The sequence below is a fragment of the Sphingosinicella sp. YJ22 genome, from assembly GCF_011320075.1.
Lineage (GTDB): Bacteria > Pseudomonadota > Alphaproteobacteria > Sphingomonadales > Sphingomonadaceae > Allosphingosinicella.
Window position 1 is genome coordinate 76,919 of the sequence record NZ_JAANPA010000003.1, and the last position, 20,653, is coordinate 97,571.

General features: G+C 68.2%; 20 protein-coding genes and 1 tRNA gene. 7 read left to right on the forward strand and 14 right to left on the reverse strand.

The window, feature by feature from the left end; translation table 11 throughout:
• Nucleotides 1-64 precede the first annotated feature (64 nt).
• The 7 genes from pstC to G7B71_RS02405 all read left to right on the forward strand — a co-directional run bounded on the left by pstC (nt 65) and on the right by G7B71_RS02405 (nt 6,401).
• Nucleotides 65-1,447 carry a phosphate ABC transporter permease subunit PstC gene (gene pstC / locus G7B71_RS02375; RefSeq protein ID WP_166037495.1) on the forward strand — a complete coding sequence of 461 codons (1,383 nt, stop codon included), beginning with the start codon at nt 65-67 and terminating at the stop codon, nt 1,445-1,447.
• Nucleotides 1,440-2,708 (forward strand): phosphate ABC transporter permease PstA, encoded by a 1,269-nt coding sequence (gene pstA, locus G7B71_RS02380; RefSeq protein WP_166037496.1) that lies wholly within the window; start codon nt 1,440-1,442, stop codon nt 2,706-2,708. Before pstC ends, pstA begins: the two co-directional genes overlap by 8 nt.
• A gap of 5 nt (nt 2,709-2,713) precedes the next feature.
• A complete protein-coding gene (gene pstB, locus G7B71_RS02385; protein WP_166037498.1) occupies nt 2,714-3,544 on the forward strand; it encodes a phosphate ABC transporter ATP-binding protein PstB in 831 nt (276 codons plus the stop codon).
• Between the two features lie 21 nt (nt 3,545-3,565).
• Entirely contained in the window at nt 3,566-4,273 is a 708-nt protein-coding gene (gene phoU, locus G7B71_RS02390) for a phosphate signaling complex protein PhoU (RefSeq protein WP_166037500.1), read from the forward strand.
• Entirely contained in the window at nt 4,266-4,967 is a 702-nt protein-coding gene (gene phoB / locus G7B71_RS02395; RefSeq protein WP_166037503.1) for a phosphate regulon transcriptional regulator PhoB, read from the forward strand. Before phoU ends, phoB begins: the two co-directional genes overlap by 8 nt.
• Before the next feature lie 138 nt (nt 4,968-5,105).
• Entirely contained in the window at nt 5,106-5,381 is a 276-nt protein-coding gene (locus G7B71_RS02400) for a hypothetical protein (protein ID WP_166037505.1), read from the forward strand.
• A gap of 120 nt (nt 5,382-5,501) precedes the next feature.
• A complete protein-coding gene (locus G7B71_RS02405) occupies nt 5,502-6,401 on the forward strand; it encodes an SDR family NAD(P)-dependent oxidoreductase (protein WP_166037507.1) in 900 nt (299 codons plus the stop codon).
• A 45-nt stretch (nt 6,402-6,446) separates the two neighbouring features.
• Here the strand turns inward: G7B71_RS02405 and G7B71_RS02410 are convergent, their stop codons facing one another.
• The 14 genes from G7B71_RS02410 to G7B71_RS02475 all read right to left on the reverse strand — a co-directional run bounded on the left by G7B71_RS02410 (nt 6,447) and on the right by G7B71_RS02475 (nt 20,619).
• Nucleotides 6,447-7,145 carry a pirin family protein gene (locus tag G7B71_RS02410; RefSeq protein ID WP_166037509.1) on the reverse strand — a complete coding sequence of 233 codons (699 nt, stop codon included), beginning with the start codon at nt 7,143-7,145 and terminating at the stop codon, nt 6,447-6,449.
• A 121-nt stretch (nt 7,146-7,266) separates the two neighbouring features.
• Nucleotides 7,267-7,341, reverse strand: a tRNA-Gln gene (locus G7B71_RS02415).
• Nucleotides 7,342-7,419: 78 nt separating this feature from the next.
• Nucleotides 7,420-8,943: an aldehyde dehydrogenase family protein gene (locus tag G7B71_RS02420; protein WP_166037512.1), complete on the reverse strand. Its 1,524-nt coding sequence runs from the start codon at nt 8,941-8,943 to the stop codon at nt 7,420-7,422.
• Between the two features lie 4 nt (nt 8,944-8,947).
• Nucleotides 8,948-10,054, reverse strand: a complete 1,107-nt coding sequence (locus tag G7B71_RS02425; RefSeq protein WP_166037514.1) for a branched-chain amino acid aminotransferase — start codon at nt 10,052-10,054, stop codon at nt 8,948-8,950.
• Nucleotides 10,055-10,178: 124 nt separating this feature from the next.
• On the reverse strand, nt 10,179-10,988 hold the full coding sequence (gene proC / locus G7B71_RS02430; protein ID WP_166037516.1) for a pyrroline-5-carboxylate reductase: 810 nt from the start codon (nt 10,986-10,988) through the stop codon (nt 10,179-10,181).
• 141 nt (nt 10,989-11,129) lie between these two features.
• Nucleotides 11,130-11,639 (reverse strand): YbjN domain-containing protein, encoded by a 510-nt coding sequence (locus G7B71_RS02435; protein WP_166037518.1) that lies wholly within the window; start codon nt 11,637-11,639, stop codon nt 11,130-11,132.
• A gap of 119 nt (nt 11,640-11,758) precedes the next feature.
• The gene (locus G7B71_RS02440) at nt 11,759-12,037 is read right to left on the reverse strand and encodes an accessory factor UbiK family protein (protein WP_166037520.1); all 279 of its coding nucleotides are present in this window, start codon (nt 12,035-12,037) and stop codon (nt 11,759-11,761) included.
• Complete coding sequence (locus G7B71_RS02445; RefSeq protein WP_166037522.1) at nt 12,012-12,581, reverse strand: TspO/MBR family protein; 570 nt, start codon at nt 12,579-12,581, stop codon at nt 12,012-12,014. The genes G7B71_RS02440 and G7B71_RS02445 overlap by 26 nt, the downstream gene beginning before the upstream one ends.
• A gap of 60 nt (nt 12,582-12,641) precedes the next feature.
• On the reverse strand, nt 12,642-15,749 hold the full coding sequence (locus tag G7B71_RS02450) for an efflux RND transporter permease subunit (RefSeq protein ID WP_166037525.1): 3,108 nt from the start codon (nt 15,747-15,749) through the stop codon (nt 12,642-12,644).
• Nucleotides 15,750-15,753: 4 nt separating this feature from the next.
• Entirely contained in the window at nt 15,754-16,812 is a 1,059-nt protein-coding gene (locus tag G7B71_RS02455; protein WP_166037527.1) for an efflux RND transporter periplasmic adaptor subunit, read from the reverse strand.
• Nucleotides 16,813-16,916: 104 nt separating this feature from the next.
• Nucleotides 16,917-17,654 (reverse strand): TlyA family RNA methyltransferase, encoded by a 738-nt coding sequence (locus tag G7B71_RS02460; protein ID WP_166037529.1) that lies wholly within the window; start codon nt 17,652-17,654, stop codon nt 16,917-16,919.
• 26 nt (nt 17,655-17,680) lie between these two features.
• Nucleotides 17,681-19,606: a 1-deoxy-D-xylulose-5-phosphate synthase gene (dxs, locus tag G7B71_RS02465; protein ID WP_166037531.1), complete on the reverse strand. Its 1,926-nt coding sequence runs from the start codon at nt 19,604-19,606 to the stop codon at nt 17,681-17,683.
• Between the two features lie 128 nt (nt 19,607-19,734).
• Entirely contained in the window at nt 19,735-20,199 is a 465-nt protein-coding gene (locus tag G7B71_RS02470; RefSeq protein WP_166037533.1) for a transcriptional repressor, read from the reverse strand.
• Nucleotides 20,200-20,250: 51 nt separating this feature from the next.
• Nucleotides 20,251-20,619, reverse strand: coding sequence for a MerC domain-containing protein (locus G7B71_RS02475; RefSeq protein ID WP_243406063.1), 369 nt, complete (start codon nt 20,617-20,619; stop codon nt 20,251-20,253).
• Nucleotides 20,620-20,653 lie beyond the last annotated feature (34 nt).

Here is a 20,653-nt window from a genome sequence, read left to right on the forward strand (position 1 = left end):
ACTTCCGCTCATGCCGGGCACATCCGGCATGAGCGGTCGTCGTTTGTTCGAGTGAAGAGGTAACGTGGCAGTTTCGGCCATCGCACTGCTGATTGTCGGCCTCGGCATCGTCGCCTGGCTCGCTGGGCGGGCGCGTGCGTCGGCCTTCGCGGCCCCCGGCAAGCCGCGCCCACACTCGCTGCCCGGCCAGCACGGCTGGTACGTCGCTTTGTGGACGGTCGTCCCGGCGCTTCTGTTTATCGCGGTGTGGAGCAACGTCTCCGGCGGTCTCGTCTATTCCGACGTGATCGCGAGCCCGGAGGCGCAGCGCCTGCCGGCGTTCGGAATGCAGCGCCAGGCGATCCTTGGCGAGGCCTACCGCCTCGCCACCGGCGCCTCGACCACCGCGTTCAATCCGCAGGCGCGCGCGCTCGCCCCGGTCTACGAGCGGGCGATCTCCTTCTACTGGTGGATCGGCCTCGCCGTTGCCGCGCTCGCAGCCTTCGCCGGCGGTGCGTTCGCGTTCAGCCGGGTGTCGCCCAAGTTCCGGGCGCGGACCCGGGTCGAGCGCTCGGTCATGGCGCTTCTTCTCCTCGCCTCGCTGATCGCGATCATCACCACGCTCGGGATCATCGTCTCGCTTCTCTTCGAATCGATCCGCTTCTTCGGCATGGTCTCGCCGGTCGAGTTCCTGTTCGGGTTGAACTGGAGCCCGCAGATCGCGATCCGCGCCGACCAGGCCGGCTCGTCCGGAGCGTTCGGCGCCGTGCCGTTGTTCTGGGGCACCATCTTCATCGGCGCGATCATCGCCATGATCGTCGCAATCCCGCTCGGGCTGATGAGCGCGATCTACCTCACTCAATATGCGGCGCCGTCGGTGCGCAGCTGGATGAAGCCGATCCTCGAGATCCTCGCCGGCGTGCCGACCGTGGTGTACGGCTATTTCGCCGCTCTCACGGTCGCCCCCGCCATCCGCGACTTCGCGACGATGGTCGGGATTCCGAGCTCGACCGAGTCGGCGCTCGCCGCCGGGCTTGTCATGGGCATCATGATCATCCCGTTCGTGTCGTCGATGGCAGACGACAGCATCGCCGCCGTTCCGCAAGCGATGCGCGACGGCTCGCTCGCGATGGGCGCGACCAAATCCGAGACGATCAAGAAGGTGCTCGTCCCCGCCGCGCTCCCGGGCGTCGTCGGCGGGGTCCTGCTCGCGGTCAGCCGCGCGATCGGCGAGACGATGATCGTGGTGATGGCCGCCGGCCTCGCCGCCAACCTCACCGCGAACCCGTTCGAAAGCGTCACCACGGTGACCACCCAGATCGTCCAGCTGCTCACCGGCGATCAGGAGTTCGACAGTCCCAAGACCCTTGCCGCGTTCGCGCTCGGCCTGGTGCTGTTCCTGGTTACTCTGGCGCTCAACATCATCGCCCTGCGCGTGGTGAAGAAATATCGGGAAGCTTATGAGTGACGCCGCCGGCGCCGTGCGCGCGCCAACAGACTGGTCCGGCGAGGCGATGCAGACGCGCATCCGCCGCCGCTACGCCGCCGAGCGCCGCTTCAAGCTGCTCGGCCTCAGCGCGGTGGTGCTGTCGGCCGGATTCCTGGCGCTCCTGCTCGTCATCATGATGGGCAACGGGATCCGCGGCTTCACCGCCACGGAGCTGAAACTCGACGTCGACTTCCCGGCCAGCGGACTGATGGTCAGCGAGGCGAGCCTGCGCGGCCCCAATCCGCAGGCGGCGCTCGCTTCGGTCGATTTCGACAGCGTCATCGGGCGGGCCGCCCAGGCCCAATATGGCCCCCAGGGCGCCACCCTTTTCTCGGGCGCCGCCCGCCTCGCCCTGCGCGACGCGCTGCTCGACGATCCCGCCTTGCTCAGCCGCCGCGCCACCTTGTGGCTGCCCGCCTCGAGCGCGCTCGACCAGGCCGCCAAGGGACAGGGCAACGAGCAGATCCGCGCGCTCCACGACCAGCTCGCGGCACAGGATGCCCTGCGCACCGGCATCAACTGGACCTTCCTGACCGGGTCCGACGCGACCGACCCGACGGTCGTCGGCATCTGGGGCGCGTTCAAGGGCTCGCTCCTGACCATGCTGGTGACTCTCGCCCTCGCCTTCCCGATCGGGGTGCTGTCGGCCGTCTATCTCGAGGAATATGCGCCGCGGAACCGCTGGACCGACATGATCGAGGTCTCGATCAACAACCTCGCCGCTGTGCCGTCGATCATCTTCGGCCTGCTCGGCCTCGCCATCTTCCTCAACTTCATGCACCTGCCGCGCTCGGCGCCGATCGTCGGCGGCCTCACGCTGGCGCTTATGACCATGCCGGTGATCGTCATCTCGGCGCGCAACGCGATCAAGGCGGTGCCGCCGTCGATCCGCGACGCCGCGCTCGGCGTCGGCGCGAGCCGGATCCAGGTGGTGTTTCACCACGTCCTGCCGCTCGCTTTGCCCGGCATCCTCACCGGCACGATCATCGGCATGGCCCGCGCGCTCGGCGAGACCGCGCCGCTGCTGATGATCGGCATGCGCGCCTTCGTCGCGACCCCGCCGGGCGGCTTCACCGACCCGGCCTCGGTCCTGCCGGTGCAGATCTTCCTGTGGTCTGACGAGGTCGAGCGCGGCTTCGTCGAGAAGACCTCGGCGGCGATCATTGTCCTGCTCGTCTTCCTGCTCGCGATGAACGCGATCGCCATCTACCTCCGCAACAAGTTCGAACGGCGCTGGTGACCCTTATGACCGATACCGCAACCGCAACCGTCCCCGCGCCGACCGTCGCCGCACCTGCGCCGGCTCCCGCCGCGGCGGAGACGCCCAAGATCACTGCGCGCGACGTCAGCGTCTTCTACGGCTCGAAGAAGGCGATCGACTCCGTGTCGATCGAGGTGACGCAGGAGAACGTCACCGCCTTCATCGGCCCGTCGGGCTGCGGCAAGTCGACCTTCCTGCGCACCCTCAACCGCATGAACGACACCATCCCGTCGGCGCGCGTCGAGGGGCGGATCGAGCTGGACGGCGAGGACATCTACTCCCCCGACATGGACGTCGTGCAGCTGCGCGCCCGCGTCGGCATGGTATTCCAGAAGCCCAACCCCTTCCCAAAGTCGATCTACGAGAATGTCGCCTACGGCCCGCGCATCCACGGCCTCGCCGCCGGCAAGGCCGACATGGACGTCATTGTCGAGCGCTCGCTGAAGCGCGCCGGCCTATGGGACGAAGTGAAGGACCGCCTGACCGAGAGCGGCACCGCGCTGTCGGGCGGCCAGCAGCAGCGCCTGTGCATCGCCCGCGCTATCGCGGTCGATCCGGAGGTGATCCTGATGGACGAGCCGTGCTCGGCGCTCGACCCGATCGCCACCGCGCGCATCGAGGAGCTGATCCACGAGCTTCGCGGCCGCTATGCGATCGTCATCGTCACTCACAACATGCAGCAGGCCGCGCGCGTCTCGCAGCGGACGGCCTTTTTCCACCTCGGCAATCTCGTCGAGTACGGCACGACCTCGGACATCTTCACCAATCCGCGCGAGACGCGGACCAAGGACTATATCACCGGCCGCTACGGGTAACCGCGGCCTTAGGAGCTCGACATGGCTACCGGACATACCGTCAAAGCGTTCGACGAAGATCTCGACCAGCTGCGCGCCAGCATCGCGGAGATGGGCGGGCTCGCCGAGGCCGCGATCCGCGACTCCATCCAGGCGCTGGTCCGGCGCGACACCGAAGCCGCGGCGGCGATCATCGCCCGCGACGAGCGGATCGACGAGATCGAGGCCGAGGTCGAGCGCGCCGTGGTCAACGTCATCGCGCTTCGCGCGCCTATGGCCGACGATCTGCGCGAGGTCATCGCCGCGCTCAAGATCGCCGGCGCGGTTGAGCGGATCGGCGACTATGCGCGCAACATCGCCAAGCGCGCGGGCCGGCTCGAAGGCTCCAAGATCGAGCCCCTGTCGCTCCTCCCCGAAATGGGCCGGATCGTCGGGGAGATGGTCAAGAACGTGCTCGACGCCTTCGCCGCCCGCGACGCGCAGAAGGCGATCGAGGTGTGCGAGCGCGACCGCGCGGTCGACGATTTCTACAATTCGATCTTCCGCGCGCTGCTCACCTTCATGATGGAGGATTCGGGCAACATCACCGCGGCCACGCACCTGCTGTTCGTCGCCAAGAACCTCGAGCGGATCGGCGACCACACGACCAACATCGCCGAGATGGTCTATTTCGCCGCGACCGGCGAGCGGATGGGCGAGCGCCCGCGCGGAGTCGACCCGCTCGGGATCGCGGACGACCAGGATGACTAGCAGGGGCCGCGTCCTCCTCGTGGAGGACGACCGGGCGCTCGTCGAGCTCCTCACCTACCATCTGGAGCGCGAGGAGTTCGAGGTCGAGACGACTCCGGACGGCGAGGAAGCGCTGATGATGGTGCGCGAGCGCGTGCCCGACCTGGTCCTGCTCGACTGGATGGTCGAAGGAATTAGCGGGATCGAGCTGTGCCGCCGGCTTCGCCGTTTGCCAGAGGCGGCCAACGTGCCGATCATCATGCTCACCGCGCGCGGCGAGGAGGCCGACCGCATCCGCGGCCTCGAGACCGGCGCCGACGATTACGTCACCAAGCCGTTCAGCCCGCGCGAGCTCCTCGCCCGGGTCGGCGCCGTGCTGCGCCGGGTGCGGCCAGCTTTGGCCGGCGAGCAATTGAGCTACGCCGACATCGAGATGGACATCGTCGCCCACAAGGTGAAACGCGGCGGCGAGACGGTGCCGCTCGGGCCGACCGAGTTCCGGCTCTTGAAGCATTTCCTCGAACATCCCGGCCGGGTGTTCTCGCGCGAGCGGTTGCTCGACAACGTCTGGGGCCATGACAGCGACATCGAGCTGCGCACCGTCGACGTCCACATCCGCCGCCTCCGCAAGGCGATCAACGACGGCGGGCGCACCGACATCATCCGCACCGTGCGCTCGGCCGGCTACGCGCTGGATGCCGAAGGCGCCGCCTGATCTGAATCAGCTCTTCAGGGAACAATTTGCTCCCGCTGCGTTCGTTGCGGTGCCGGTAGAATTGTCCCGGCCTGTGTAAGCGTCGGCGCGCCCTCCCCCGAGTTCATCCGCGCGCCACATGTTCGAGGAGGCATGAGAATGAAGCTCTTGTTCGTCGCCGCGGCCCTGATGGTCGGCGGCACCGCGATCGCCCAGGAGCGCGACGCGCGCGGCATCCCGGTCGTTTCCGAGACTGCCAACGTCCCCGCTGGCGCCAACCAGCCGATCCCGACCGGCGCCGGCCCCATCGTCGTCTCGCCGAACCAGGCCCAGGTCTTCCAGACCCGTCCTGCGACGGCGACCTATCCGCCCTGCACGCGCGGCCAGACCGACCGCTGCACCCAGACCTACGAGCGCGGCCGCAGCCCCAACTAAGGGTTGACCAACCCTCCCGTCATTCCCGCGGAAGCGGGAATCCAGCTTCCCTTTGCTGAGAAGCTGAAGAAGAAAGCTGGATCCCCGCTTTCGCGGGGATGACGGTCAAAGGGGGGTCGAGTGGCAATCAGTTTCGAAGGGCGCGTGGCGATCGTCACCGGTGCCGGTGGCGGCCTCGGCCGCGCTTATGCGCTCGAGCTCGCCCGGCGCGGCGCCAGGGTGGTGGTCAACGACCTCGGCGGCGCCCGCGACGGCTCCGGCGAGAGCGATGCCGCGGCAGCGGTCGTGGAGGAGATCCGCGCCGCGGGCGGCAGCGCGATCGCCAATGGCGCCAGCGTCACCGACGAGGCGCAGGTCGAAGCGATGGTCGCCGAGGCCCGCGAGGCCTTCGGCTCGGTCCATATCCTCATCAACAACGCCGGAATCCTGCGCGACAAAAGCTTTGCCAAGATGGACATGGCGGACTTCCGGGCGGTCGTGGACGTCCACTTGGGCGGCTCGGCCATCTGCACCCGGGCGGTGTGGGCGCTGATGCGCGACCAGGCCTATGGCCGCATCCTGATGACCGCCTCGTCGACCGGCCTTTACGGCAATTTCGGCCAGGCTAATTACGGCGCGGCCAAAATGGGCCTCGTCGGTCTCGCCAAGACGCTGAGCCTCGAAGGCGCCAGGTACAATGTCCGGGTCAACACCATCGCGCCGACCGCGGCGACGCGGATGACCGAGGACATCTTTCCGGCCGACTTGCTCGGCCTGTTCAAGCCCGAGCTGGTCGCGCCCGCGGCGCTGTTCCTGGTCGGCGAGGATGCCCCCACCAACGCCATCGTCGGCGCCGGCGCGGGCGTCGTCCAGGCCGCCTACGTTACCCTGACCCGCGGCGTCGCCCTGCCCGAGGACGACCGCACGCCGGAGGCGGTCTCGCGGATGTGGGACCAGATCACCGACCGCACCGGCGAGATCGTGCCCCAGTCCGGCGCCGAGCAGGCCATTACCAGCCTGCAGAGGCTGCAGGGACAATAGGGACCACCCTCCACGCCTCCTCGAAGGCGTGGAGGGGAGTGAAGGTCAGGCCGCGTCGACCAAGACCAGCTCGCTGTCCTCGCGAGCGGTGATGGCGATCTCGGCGACGTCCTTGATGGCGACGCCGTCGCGGGCATTTGCGGCGACCCCGTTGACCTCGACCGCTCCGGTGGCGGGCACGAGGTAAGCGTGGCGGCCTTCGCCGAGCCTGTAGGTCACCGTCTCGCCGGCGCGGACCGTGGCGCCGGCAACCCGCGCCGACGTGCGGATCGGCAAGGCGCCGTCATCGCCGGGAAGCCCGCTCGCGAGGGTGACGAAGGCGCCGTGGCGATCGTCCTTGGGGAACAGCTTGCTGCCCCATTGCGGCTCGCCGCCCGCCTGATCCGGGATGATCCAGATCTGGAACAGGGTCGTCGCCTCATCCTCCACATTATATTCGGCGTGGCGGATGCCGGTGCCGGCGGACATCACCTGGACGTCGCCTGCCTCGGTGCGGCCCTTGTTGCCGAGGCTGTCCTCGTGCGTGATCGCGCCTTCGCGGACATAGGTGATGATCTCCATGTCGCGGTGCGGATGAGGCGGAAAGCCCGAGCGCGGCGCGATGACGTCGTCGTTCCACACCCGCAGCGAGCCCCAGTGGACGCGCGACGGGTCGTGATAGTCGGCGAAGGAGAAATGGTGCTTGGCGTCGAGCCAGCCATGATTGGCGCCGCCAAGGCTGTCGAACGGACGGACTTCGATCATCGGTCGTCTCCCATCGGCGCTGCTGAAGGCCGCGCCTCGTTGGCACCGATGTAGGCGAACGGCGGCGGCGACGGGAGTGGACCCGGGCGCAGCGAGCTGTTGCGATAATCGCAACGCTGCCTGGCTGGGGCGGCAGGATTCGAACCTGCGAATGCCGGTACCAAAAACCGGTGCCTTACCACTTGGCGACGCCCCAGCAGCACGAGCGGTTGCGACGCAACCGCGACCTCGAAGAAGCCGGAAGGCGGGCCTTATAGCGGCCTTGCGCCGCGCCTCAAGCGCCGGGTTTGCCGATCTGGAAGTCGATCCCTTGAGCGAGCGGCAGGTCGCGGCCGTAATTGATCGTGTTGGTGGCGCGGCGCATGTAGGCGCGCCAGCTGTCCGAACCGCTCTCGCGGCCGCCGCCGGTCTCTTTCTCGCCGCCGAAAGCGCCGCCGATCTCGGCGCCCGACGGGCCGATATTGACGTTGACGATACCGCAGTCGGAGCCGGCCGCGGACATGAAGCGCTCGGCCTCGCGCAGGTCGGTGGTGAAGATGGAGGACGAGAGGCCGTGAGCGGCCGCGTTGTGAAGCGCGATCGCTTCGTCGAGATCCGAGTAGCGGAGGACGTAGAGGATCGGGGCGAAGGTCTCGCGGAGCATGATCTCCGACTGCTCGCGCATCTCGACCAAGGCGGGGCGCACGTACCAGGCATCCGGGAAATCCTGACCGTGAAGACGCTCGCCGCCATGGACGGTGCCTACCATACGCTCCGCCTCGAGCGCGCGCTGCATCGCAGCGAGCGACTCGCCGTCGATCAGCGGGCCGACCAGGGTGCCGTCCTCGAGCGGGTTGTCGACCCTCACCTGGCCCCAGATGTCGACCAGGCGCGGCACGAGCGCGTCGTAGACGCTGTCGTGGACGAACAGGCGGCGCAGCGTCGTGCAGCGCTGGCCGGCGGTGCCGACCGCGGCGAAGGTGATGGCGCGCTCGGCGAGGTCGAGATCGGCCGAGGGGCCGACGATCATCGCGTTGTTGCCGCCGAGTTCGAGCAGCGAGCGGCCGAAGCGGGCGGCGACGCGCGGGCCGACCTCGCGGCCCATTCGCGTCGAGCCGGTCGCGGAGACCAGGGCGACGCGGGGATCTTCGACCAGCGCCTCGCCTACTTCGCGGCCGCCCTGAACGATCTCGACAAGGCCGGCGGGCGCATCGCCGAAGCGCGCTGCGGCGCGGGCGAAAAGGGCGCCGACCGCTACGGCGGTGAGCGGCGTCTTCTCGGAGGGCTTCCAGACACTGCTGTCGCCGCAGACCAGGGCGAGGCAGGCGTTCCACGCCCATACCGCGACCGGGAAGTTGAACGCGCTGATAATCCCGACGACCCCGAGCGGATGCCAGGTCTCCATCATGCGGTGGTTGGGCCGCTCGGTGGCGATGGTGAGACCGTAGAGCTGGCGCGACAGGCCGACCGCGAAGTCGCAAATGTCGATCATCTCCTGGACCTCACCGAGGCCCTCGGGGAGGATCTTGCCGGCCTCGACGCTGACGAGGCGGCCGAGCGGTTCCTTGTTCGCACGAAGCTCCTCGCCGAACAGGCGCACGAGCTCGCCGCGCCGCGGCGGCGGGACGCTTCGCCAGGCGAGGAAGGCGTCGTGGGCACGGCCGATCGCTTCGGAGACGGCGGCGACATCGCTGGTGGCGACGCGGCCGATCTCCCGGCCGTCGATCGGCGAGCGCGAGGCAAGATCGCCCTCGGCGGGCGCGGCGATGCCGAGGCGGTCGAACAGGCGACGCGCCTCATCGGCAGAAGAGAAAGTCATGGGATCAGGCGACCTGCTCGACCCAGCCGTGGGGATCGGGGGCGCGGCCGCGCTGGATGTCGACCAGGGCATTGCGCAGGCGCTGAGTGAGCGGTCCGGTCGACTGGCCGCCGATGGTGAAGCCGCCGTCGGCGCCGCGCACGCTGCCGATCGCGGTCACAACGGCCGCAGTGCCGCAAGCGAAGGCCTCGGTGAGCCGGCCGCTTGTCGCATCCGCCTGCCACTGCTCGATCGAATAGGGCTCCTCGCGCACCGTCACGCCCATGTCGCGAGCGAGCCGGATGATCGAATCGCGGGTGATTCCGGCAAGGATGGTGCCACCGAGGGGCGGGGTCTGGAGCGAGCCGTCGTCGAACACGAAGAAGATGTTCATTCCGCCCAATTCCTCGATCCAGCGCCGCTCGATCGCGTCGAGGAAAACGACTTGGTCGCAGCCGTTGCGGATCGCCTCGGCCTGGGCGACGAGGCTGGCGGCATAATTGCCGCCGCACTTGGCGGCGCCGGTACCGCCGGGCGCCGCGCGGATGTAATCGCGAGTCACCCACAGCGAGATGGCCGGCGCCTCGCCCCTGAAATAGGGGCCGACGGACGACGCGATGACCGCGTAGAGATATTCGTCGGCCGGCTTCACGCCGAGGAACACCTCGCTAGAGAACATGAAGGGGCGCAGGTAGAGCGCGCCTTCGTCGCCGTCCGGAATCCAGTCCTTCTCGCTGCGCACGAGCGCGCGGATCGATTCGAGAAACAGCTCCTCGGGCAGGTCCGGCATCGCCATCCGGCGCGCAGACTGGTTGAAGCGGCGGGCATTGGCGTCGGGCCGGAACAGGGAGACGCCCCCGTCCGGGCGCGAATAGGCCTTCATGCCCTCGAAGATCTCCTGGGCATAGTGGAGCACCGAGGAGGCGGCCTCCATCTGCAGCGGGCGGCGCGCGGTGATCCTGGCGTCGTGCCAGCCCTTGTCACGGCTGAAGCGGATCAGCGCCATATGGTCGGTGAAGACTCGGCCGAAGCCGGGGTTGGCGAGCTGGCGGCTGCGCTCGGCGGCGGGAATCGGGCTGTCGCTCGGCTCGAAAGCGAAAGCGGAGGAAGGGGCGTCAGCCAGCATGAACATTTCCCGGGCTCCGGAGCGTCCGATCGGGACGGGTGCGACACGAAGGGTTCGGATTGGCCCCGGCGGGAGCCAAGGTCAAGTTTTGAAGGGGTTTAGCGAGACCCGGAGTCGGACAGTTCGGTCGCTAATTCCGGCGCGCGGCCTCGCCCATTTCGCGGCTGCGGCGGACGGCGGCCTCAAGCGTCGTATGGACGAGACGGTTGAGACTCTCGTCGGCGTCAAGGACGTCGAGGCCCTTGCGGGTCATGCCGCCGGGACTGGCGACGCGCTCGGCGAGCTGGTGCGGGCTCTCGTCCGAGGCCGCGGCGAGCGCCGAAGCCCCCTCAACGGTCGCGAGAGCGAGGCGGCGCGCCTGATCATCGGACAGGCCGAGGCCGGAGGCCGCCGCAGCGAGCGCGTCGATGAAGCGGAACACGAAGGCGGGCCCGCTCGCGGTGAGCGCGGCGACCACGTCGAACAGCGCTTCGTCGGCGATCCATTCGACATGGCCGAGCGTCGCCATCAGCCGTTCGGCGAGAGCGCGATCCTCCCCTGCCCCGCCTTCGCCATGGAGCGAGGTCGCGCCCTTGCGCAGCGCCACCGGAGTGTTGGGCATGGCGCGCACGATCGTGCGCGGACCGGGAAATCGGGCGCGAAGCGAGGCCTGCTCGACGCCGGCGAGGATAGAGATGAGGAGCTCGCTACCGTCCAGGACCGGCGCGAGATCCGTCGCGACGTCGTCGAGCATCTGCGGCTTCACGCCAAGCATCGTGACCACGGGGCGCTCGTCGAGCGGGAGATGAGTCAGCACGCGGACACCGTCGGCGACGGGAGCGCCGCTGGGCCGGATGACGGTGACCTGCGCCGGATCCATGCCGGCGTCGAGCCAGCCGCGAAGCATCGCCCCGGCCATGTTGCCGCAGCCGATCAGCCAGAACGGGCCGGGGAGTTCCATTTCAATTCTCCCTGTCGCCGAAGGCGATGAGGATGGGGACCGGCGAAGCCGGTGGAGGGCTCTGCGCGGCCCCACCAAGCCCCTCCACCACCCTTCGGGTGGTCCCCCTCCCCATCCGCTACGCGGACAGGGAGGACTAACCTAGGCTTCGCCCTGGGTCTCGATGAGGGCGGCGGCGATGGCCTCCTGGGGAGTCTTGTCGGCCCACAGGACGAACTGGAAGACCGGGTAGAAGCGCTCGCATTCCTCGATCGCCGCCTCGACCAGGGTCTCGGCCTGCTGGAGGCTCAGAGCGCCGCCATTGTCGCCTTCCAGGAGAGCGGCGTGGCGGAACAGAACCAGGCCCGAGCTCGACCAGAGCTCAAAGTGGCCGAGCCACAGCTGCTCGTTGATCAGCCCGATCGTCTCGTAGACAGCGGCGCGCTTCTCGCCGGAGACGCGGATGTCGGGCAGCGCCAGGAACTGGAGAACCTGGTCCTCGTCGCGCCAGATGCCGCGAAGCTCATACTGGCTCCAGCTGCCCTGGAAGCTCGACACGATCTCGTCGTCGCCGGTGCGCTCGCAGGCCCAGCCAAGAGCGGTGAAATAATGTTCCAGCATGTCGATCGGCGCGCTTGCGTCGCGCTCGACGTCATATTCATCAATATTCATGTAAAGCCGGTCCTGCCCCTGCTTTGTTCCACCGTGAATCTACCGGTGACGAATCAATCCGCAAGCAGGGGCAAAGGCTTGGCGGGATAATTCTGTGGATTAGTTAAGCCGCCTCTAACTTATGCAGGCTTGCCGAGATCGGGCTTGGCCTTCTTCGGCTTGGCCGCTTCGAGCGCGTCGAGGCGGGCGCGCAGCTGTTCATTCTCCTCGCGCGCGGCAATCGCCATCGCCTTCACCGCCTCGAACTCGTCGCGGCTGACGAAGTCCATGCCGCCGACCCATTCCTTCATCCGCTCGGAAAAACCGGCCTGGGCCTCGCGAGTCATGCCGGCGACGGTGCCCGCCGCGCCGTTCATCACGCGCACGAGATCGTCAAAGAAGCGGTTTTCGGACTGCACGTGTAGCTCCTCTCGAAAGCTGGTCGAGCGGGATATCGGTGCTGGAGGCGGCTGACGCAACCTCAGACGCGTCCGGGTTCAGGACCATCACCTGGTAATTGAGCGCGAAGGCGAAGCACAGCCAACCGAGATAGGGGATCAGCAGCAGCGCCGCGACCCGGCGGATCCGGCCTGCGAGCGGGATCAGGACCAGGGTCATGAGGATCATTGCGCCGATCAGCGCCAGACCGATCTCGACCTGGTGGAGACCGAAGAATGCAGGCGACCAGCTGTAGTTGACCGCGAGCTGGACGAGGAACAGCGCGATCGCGGCGCCGCGGCGCCGGGCGCCGCGCGCATCGATCAGCAGAGCGAGCGACAGGCCGAGGCAGATGTAGAGCGCCGTCCAGGCGACCGGGAAGGCCCAGCCAGGCGGCATGAAGCTCGGCATCTCGAGCGCTCGGAACCAGGGATTCTCGTTGCCGGAATTGGACAGCATGCCGGACAGCGTGCCGAGCAGAACCGTCGCCGGGACCGTCAACAAGGCGATACGCGGGAAAGACATGCGCTTCGGGGCCCCCTTAGAGACGAACCATGTCAACGCGCTCCCCTTGATCTTGTGCCGTCACTCGGCGGGGTGCGGCTTGGGCTCGGCCAGCTGGGCCTCCAGCTTGCGAGTCACCGCCAGCGGCGAGCCGGTGAAGCGGGCGAGCTTCGAATAGAGCAGCGGGATCAGGAACAGGGTGATCAGCGTCGACAGCGACACGCCCCACACGATCACCGTGCCGATCGCCGAACGGGCGCCGGCGCCGGCGCCTGTCGCGATCATCAACGGCACCGCGCCGGCGACGATGGCGATCGAGGTCATCAGGATCGGGCGGAGGCGGCGCTCCGAGGCCTCGCGGATGGCGTCGCCGATGCCGCGGCCGCGGTCGCGCAGCTGGTTGGCGAACTCGACGATGAGGATGCCGTTCTTGGCGGCGAGGCCGACGAGCATGACCAGGCCGACCTGACTGAAGAGGTTCATCGTCTGGCCCATCACAACGAGTCCGATGATTCCGCCGGCGATGGCGAGCGGCACCGTCATGATGATCACCGCCGGATGGACGAAGCTTTCGAACTGGGCGGCGAGGAGCAGGTAGACGATCACGATGGTGAGCAGGAAGACGAGATAGACCGAGCCGCCGCTCTCGCGGAACGCCTGGCTCTCGCCGCGATAGCCGACGGCGGCGATCTCCTCCGACTGGGCGGCTGCAGCCTCGAGATAATCGAGCGCCTCGCCCAGCGAATAGCCCGGGGCGAGCGCTCCGGAGAGGGTGATAGCGCGAAGCTTGTTGAAGCGGCCGAGGTCGCGGGCGCCGGCGCTCTCGGTCACCCGGACGAGGTTGGAGAGCGGCACAAGCTGGCCTTGGCTGCTCCGCACATAGATGTTGGCGAGGTCGGCCTGGGTCGAGCGGGCGGAGCGCTCGGCCTGGACGATGACGCGATATTCCTCGCCGCGATCGGTATAGGTCGACACGCGGCGCGAACCGAGCAAGCTCTGAAGCGCCTCGCTGACCTGCTGCACGGAGACCCCGAGATCGCCGGCGCGGGTCGTGTCGACGTCGATCCTCAGCTGCGGCTTGGTTTCCTTATAGTCGCTGTCGAGGTTGATGATGCCCGGATTGTCGTTGGCGGCGGCAATGATGCGGTCGCGCGCGATGGCGAGGCTCTCATAGGTCGAGCCGGCGATGACGAAGCTGATCGGCTGGCCGCGGCCGCGGCTCAGGGACGAGCGCGGCTGGGCGTTGCCGCGCACCGCCGCGACCTGGCCGAGCCGGCGGTTGACGTCGGCGGCGACCTCCTGGGTGCTCGCTTCGCGCTCCTCCCAAGGTTGCAGGAACACGATCGCGGTGCCGCTGTTGAAGTCGTCGCTGGCGCCGAAGCCGCCGGGCGTACGGATGATGACCGAGCGCACGGGCCCCTCGCCGACCAGCGGCAGGAGCTGGCCCTCGACCTCGCTCATGTAGCGGTTCATCTCATCATAGCCGGTGCCTTCGGGGGCGCTGGCGCTGAGCGACATGACGCCGGTGTCCTCGGCCGGCGCGAGCTCCGATTGCAGCTGCGGGAAGAGCAGGCCGGCGCCGACGACGAAGGCGATGGTGGCGAGCACCGGGACGAGCGGGCGGCGCAGGGTCCAGTCGAGCGCTCGAGCGTAACGCTGCTCGAGCGCTCGGAAACGGCGGTCGACCCAGGCGGTGAAGCCCTTGCGCTCCTGGTGCTTGAGCAGCTTGGAGCAGAGCATCGGCGTCAGGCTCAAGGCGAAGAAGCCCGAGAAGGCGACGGCGCCGATCATCGCCGCGGCGAGCTCGCGGAACAGCAGGCCGGTCTGGCCGGCGATGAACATGATCGGCACGAACACCGCGCAGATCACGATCGTCGTGGTGAGGACGGCGAAGCCGACCTCGCGCGTGCCTTCGAACGCCGCCTTGAGCGGCGGATCGCCCTGCTCGATGCGGTGATAGACATTCTCCAGCACGACGATGGCGTCGTCGACGACGATGCCGATCGACAGGACCAAGGCGAGCAGGGTGAGAAGGTTGATCGAGAAGCCGAGCAACCACAGCACCGCGAACGAGGCGAGGATGCACAGCGGCACGGTGACGGCCGGGATCAGGGTCGCGCGCCAGCTGCCGAGGAACAGGAAGATGACCAGAACGACCAGCACCGCGGCCTCGGCAAGCGTGGTCCACACCCCGTCGATGGCGCGGCTGATGAACAGGGATTCGTCGGAGCCGACGGTGATCTCCATCCCTTCCGGAAGAGTGGCGCGAAGCTCCTCGACCTGGGCCTTGACCGCGTCGGCTACGGCCAGGGTGTTGGCGCCCGACTGGCGCACGATGCCAAGGCCGACCGCCGGATTGCCGTTGAGGCGGAACGAGCTGTACGGATTCTCCGGGCCCTGCTCGACGCGGGCGACATCGCCGAGGCGGACGAGATAGCCGCTTGGGGCGCGGCCGACGACCAGCTGGGCGAAGTCCTGGGCGGTCCTGAACGCCCGGTTCACCCGCAGAGTCGTGTTCTGCTGCTGGGATTCGAGGCGCCCGGCAGGAAGCTCGACATTCTGGCTGCGGAGAGCGCTCTCGACGTCGGTTGGAGTCAGCCGGTAGGCGGCGAGCCGGTCGGGCTGCATCCACACGCGCATCGCGGGGCGGGCCTCGCCGCCGATGAACACCCGCGCGACGCCGTCGATCGAGGTGAAGCGGTCGAGGAGGTTGCGGTCGACATAGTCGCTCAGCTCGAGCTGCGACCAGCCGGGCTTGGACATGACCAGGAACATGATCGGCGAGGCGTCGGCGTCGACCTTGCGCACCTCGGGCGCGAGCGCCTCGTCGGGGAGGTTGTCGGCGACGCTGCCGATGCGGTCGCGGACGTCGTTGGCGGCGGATTCGATTTCGCGGCCGGGCTGGAACTCCAGAGTGACGTCGCTCTGGCCGTCGCGGGAGCGCGAGGTGATGGTCTGAAGGCCCTCGATTCCGGCGAGCTGCTCCTCGATCGGCTGGGTGACCCGGGTCTCGATGACGCTGGCGGCGGCGCCGATATAGGCGGTCTGGACCGAGACGACCGGCGGATCGACGTCGGGATATTCGCGCACGGACAGACTGAGGAAGCCGACCAGGCCGATGATGCCGACCAGCAGCGCCACCACCGTCGCGAAGACGGGCCGGCGGATCGACAGGTCGGAGATCGTCATGCCGCTACCGCGCCGGGCGCCCGCCGCCCTGGCCGGGCAGGCGAACCACCATATTGTCCGAGACCTTGACGACGCCCTCGGTCACAACTCGGGCGCCCGGCCGGAGGCCCTCGAGGATCTCGACTCGGCCGCCCTGACGAACGCCGGTGCGGACCGCGGTGCGGCGGACCCGATTGCCGTCGCCGAGCACGAACACGAAGCGGGCTTCGCCCTCGCCGACTACGGCAAGCTCTGGGACCGACAGGCCGTTGCGCTCGGCGGCGGAGACCTGCACCTCCATCGCCATGCCGGGCCGCAGGGCGCGGTCGGGGTTGCGGATGAGGGCGCGGACTCGAACCGCGCGGCTGACCGGATCGATGACCGGATCGATCGTCGCGATCGTGCCGCGGAAGATGCGATCGCCATAGGCGGCGGAGCGCGCCTCGATCGGCAGTCCGGTGCGCAGCGACGCGAGCATCGTCTCGGGCACGGTAAAGTCGAGCTTGATCGTCGAGATGTCGCTGATCGTGGCGATCTCGGTGCCCTGGTTGACGATTGCGCCGGCCGAGATGTTGCGCAGCGACACCCAGCCGGAGAAAGGCGCGCGGATCACGCGCTCGCCGATCTGCGCCTGCATCTGCTGCGCCTGGGCGCGCGCCGCGGCTGCGGCGGCGACGCGGGAATCATAGTCGGCGCGGGTGGCGAAGCCGCGATTCTTGAGCGCCTCGACCCGCTCCAGCTGCTGCTGCGCCTCGCGCTGGCGGGCCTGGACCTCGCGCAGCTGGGCAGTCTGCTCGGCCTGCTGGAGAACGGCGAGGACCTGGCCGCGCTGGACGAAGGCGCCGTCGTCGAAATTGAGGCGGGTGATGCGCTCGGTGACCGGCGCGGCGACGACGACCTGCTCGTTGGCGACGGCGGTGCCGACGGCCTGGATGCCGTCGGTGAAGGTCGCCGGAGTCGCCGCCTCGACGCGCACCACCGGCGCGGGACGCTCGCCCTTGGCCTTACCCTCGCCGTCCGCATTGTCGCAGGCGGCGGTGAGCGCGAGAAGCGCGACAATGATCAGGCTCGATGGGGTCCGCATCCAACTTCCATTTGCCCAGCGACGCCGAGCCCCCACCGGACGTCGCGACCGTCCTTACCGACCCCGTTGTCATTCGCAACCGGCAGAATTGTCGCATTTCTGTGTCAGAGTGATCGAGTGGCTCCAAGAAGGAACTCGATATTTCCTTCAGGCCCGGTGATCGGGCTCTGCGTCACGCCCTCGACGCGCCAGCCGCGGCTCTCGACCCAGCCCTTCGCCGACTGCACGACCCGCTCGTGAACGGCGGGATCGCGGACCACCCCGCCCTTGCCCACTTCGCCGCGCTCCGCCTCGAACTGCGGTTTGACGAGCGCGAGGAGGCGGCCGCCGGGGCGGACGAAGTCGAGCGCCCTGTCGAGCACTTTCGACAAGCCGATGAAGCTCGCGTCGCACACCACGATATCGACCGGCTCGGGAATGATTTCCGGCGTGAGATTGCGGGCGTTGGTCTGCTCGTGGACGATCACCCGCGGGTCCTGGCGCAGCTTCCAGGCGAGCTGGTTGGTGCCGACGTCGACCGCATAGACCTTCGCCGCTCCCCTGGTCAGCAGAACGTCGGTGAAGCCGCCGGTCGAGCTGCCGACATCGAGGGCGACCGCGCCGGTCACGTCCCAGCCGAAATGATCAAGGCCATGGGCGAGCTTGATGCCGCCGCGCGACACCCAGGGATGGTCGCGGCCGCGCACTTCCAGCACCGCGTCATTCGCGAGCGGCTGGCCGGCCTTGTCGATCTTACGCTCGCCCGAGAACACCGTGCCGGCGAGGATGAGCGCCTGCGCCCGCGCCCGGCTCTCCGCGAGTCCTCGCTCCACCAGCAACTGATCGGCGCGCGTCTTCGCCATCGCCAGCCGAGCCCTGCCGCGAGCGACTAGGCCCTCGCGCCCTCGACGACGCCGGCGCTGTTGTGGCGGAGCGCCTTCAGCGCCGTCTCGACGATATGCTCGGCGTTGAGGCCGGCCTCGTCATATTGCTTCTCGGGCTTGTCCTGGTCCTGGAAGGTGTCGGGCAGCCGCATGGTGCGCAGCTTGAGGCCGCTGTCGATCAGGCCCTCGTCGCTTGCCAAGGTGAGGACGTGGGCGCCGAGGCCGCCGATCGCGCCTTCCTCGATGGTCACCGCAACCTCGTGGGTGGCGAGCAGGCGGCGGATGAGCTCCTCGTCGAGCGGCTTGGCGAAACGAAGGTCCGCGACGGTGGTCGACAGGCCTCGGGCGTCGAGCGTGTCGGCGGCCTTGAGCGCTTCAGCGAGACGGGTGCCGAGCGAGAGGATGGCGACCTTCTTGCCCTCGCGAACGACGCGGCCCTTACCGATCTCCAGTAACTGCGGAACCTCGGGCAGCGGCACGCCGACGCCGTTGCCGCGCGGATAGCGGACCGCAATAGGGCCGCTGTCATGCTCGGCGGCGGTGTAGGTCATGTGGACCAGCTCGGCCTCGTCGGCTGCGGCCATCACCACGAAATTGGGCAATGTCGCGAGATAGGTGACGTCGAAGCTGCCGGCATGGGTCGCGCCGTCGGCGCCGACCAAGCCGGCGCGGTCGATGGCGAAGCGGACCGGCAGGTTCTGGATGGCGACGTCGTGGACGACCTGGTCGTAGGCACGCTGGAGGAAGGTCGAGTAGATCGCGCAGAAGGGCCGCATGCCCTGTGCGGCGAGGCCGGCGGCGAAGGTCACCGCATGCTGCTCCGCGATTCCGACGTCGAAGGCGCGGTCCGGGTGCGCCTTGGCGAACTTGTCGACGCCGGTGCCGGACGGCATCGCCGCAGTGATCGCGACGATGCGGTCGTCGGTGTCGGCAAGCCTGGCCAGAGTCTCGCCGAACACATTCTGATAGGCGGGCGGCCCCGGAGGCGCCTTGGCCTGGGTGCCGGTGATGACGTCGAACTTCTGGACGCCATGATATTTGTCGGCCGCCGCCTCGGCGGGCGCGTAGCCCTTGCCCTTCTTGGTGACGACATGGACGAGGATCGGCCCTTCCTCGGTATCACGGACATTCTCGAGCACCGGGATCAAATGGTCGAGATTGTGGCCGTCGATCGGGCCGACATAATAGAAGCCCAATTCCTCGAAGAGGGTGCCGCCGGTGGCCATGCCGCGGGCATATTCCTCGGCCTTGGACGCCGCGCTGGTCAGCCGGCTGGAGATTCGGCGGACGATCTTCCTGGCGATGTTGCGGAGACCGAGATATTCGCTCGAGGACACGACCCGGGCGAGATAGGCCGACAGGCCGCCGACCGGCGGAGCGATCGACATGTCATTGTCGTTGAGGATGACGATGAGGCGGTTGCCGGCGGCCTCGGCGTTGTTCATCGCCTCATAGGCCATGCCCGCCGACATCGCGCCGTCGCCGATCACCGCGATGGCTCGTCCGGGCTGGTTCTTCAGCTTGTTGGCGGTGGCGAAGCCCAGAGCGGCCGAGATCGAGGTCGAGCTGTGGGCGGCGCCGAACGGATCATATTCGCTCTCGGACCGCTTGGTGAAGCCGCTGAGCCCGCCGCCGGTGCGCAGCGTACGGATCCGATCGCGGCGGCCGGTGATGATCTTGTGCGGGTAGCATTGGTGACCGACGTCCCAGATCAGTCGGTCGCGCGGGGTCTCGAACACATAATGGATGGCGACGGTGAGCTCGACGACGCCGAGCCCCGAGCCGAGATGACCGCCAGTCACGCCGACCGCGGAGATCATCTCCTCGCGAAGCTCGTCCGACAGCTGCCGGAGCTGCTCGGGCTTCAGCTTGCGCAGGTGGGCGGGCGTGTCGACGGTGTCGAGCAGCGGGGTGTTGGGGCGATCGCTCATCTCAGGTCCTTTTGCGGCCCCGACATAGGCGCGGCGCGGTGGGAAGTCATGAGGAAAGCATGAGCCCAGGCTGAGCAGTTGGGCGCCAAACACATAGGGAGCCGCCTGCAATACGGCCTAGACGAAGATTACTGCCCTTCGCACTCGCCGCATTTGCCGCGGACTTCGATGACCGGGCGCTCGGGTGCGAAGCCGGCGGCCTTGGCCGCGGCGCGGACTCCGCCGGACAGGCGGTCGTCGTCGATATGCCGGGTCGCTCCGCAGCTGTCGCAGATCAGGAAGATGCAGTCGTGCAGGCAGTCCGGATGGTCGTTGGCGATATAGGCGTTGGCGCTCTCGACCTTGCGGGCGAGGTTGGCGCCGACGAACAGGTCGAGGATGCGGTAGACGCTGTTGGCGGCGACGCGGCGGCCCTGGTCCGCCGAGACCTTGTCGGCGATGTCATAGGCCGAGGCCGGACGGTCGAAGCTGGCCAGCGCACTGAACACCGCCTCGCGCATCGTCGTCCACTGCTCGCCCGAGCGCGTCATCGCGTCGCGCGCGGCCTGGTTGAGAGCCTCGCCATGATGGCTGTGGTGAACGTGCGCGGTCATGACGGGAATGTAAGATGCGGGGGCGACACGGGCAAGCGCCGCGGCCTCGCGTCAAAGCACCGCGCGGCGGTTGAGATCGTGGCCCAGCGCGACGATGAGCACGCCGAGGATCGAGTAGAGCGTGCCGCCATTTTCGTGGCCGATATAGAGCGAGCCGGCCATCACGCCGAGGCCGAGGCCGCCGACCGATGCCGGCAGCATGAAGCCGTGGGCGCGGATGCCGCGGCCAAGGCCGAGCACGCCGAGCACGAAGGCGATGCTCATGCCGACTTCGTGGAAGATCGGATCGAGCAGGAAGGTGCCGGCCGAGGCGAGCACCGCGATGGCGACGGCGCTGGCGATGCAGTGGACGAAGCAAAGGCCCGACAGGCCAATGGCCAGCCGGTCGATGAGACCATCCCTGCTTACGCCTGCAATCACGTTCGTGTCCGTCCTTCCCGGAGCTGTTATAAGA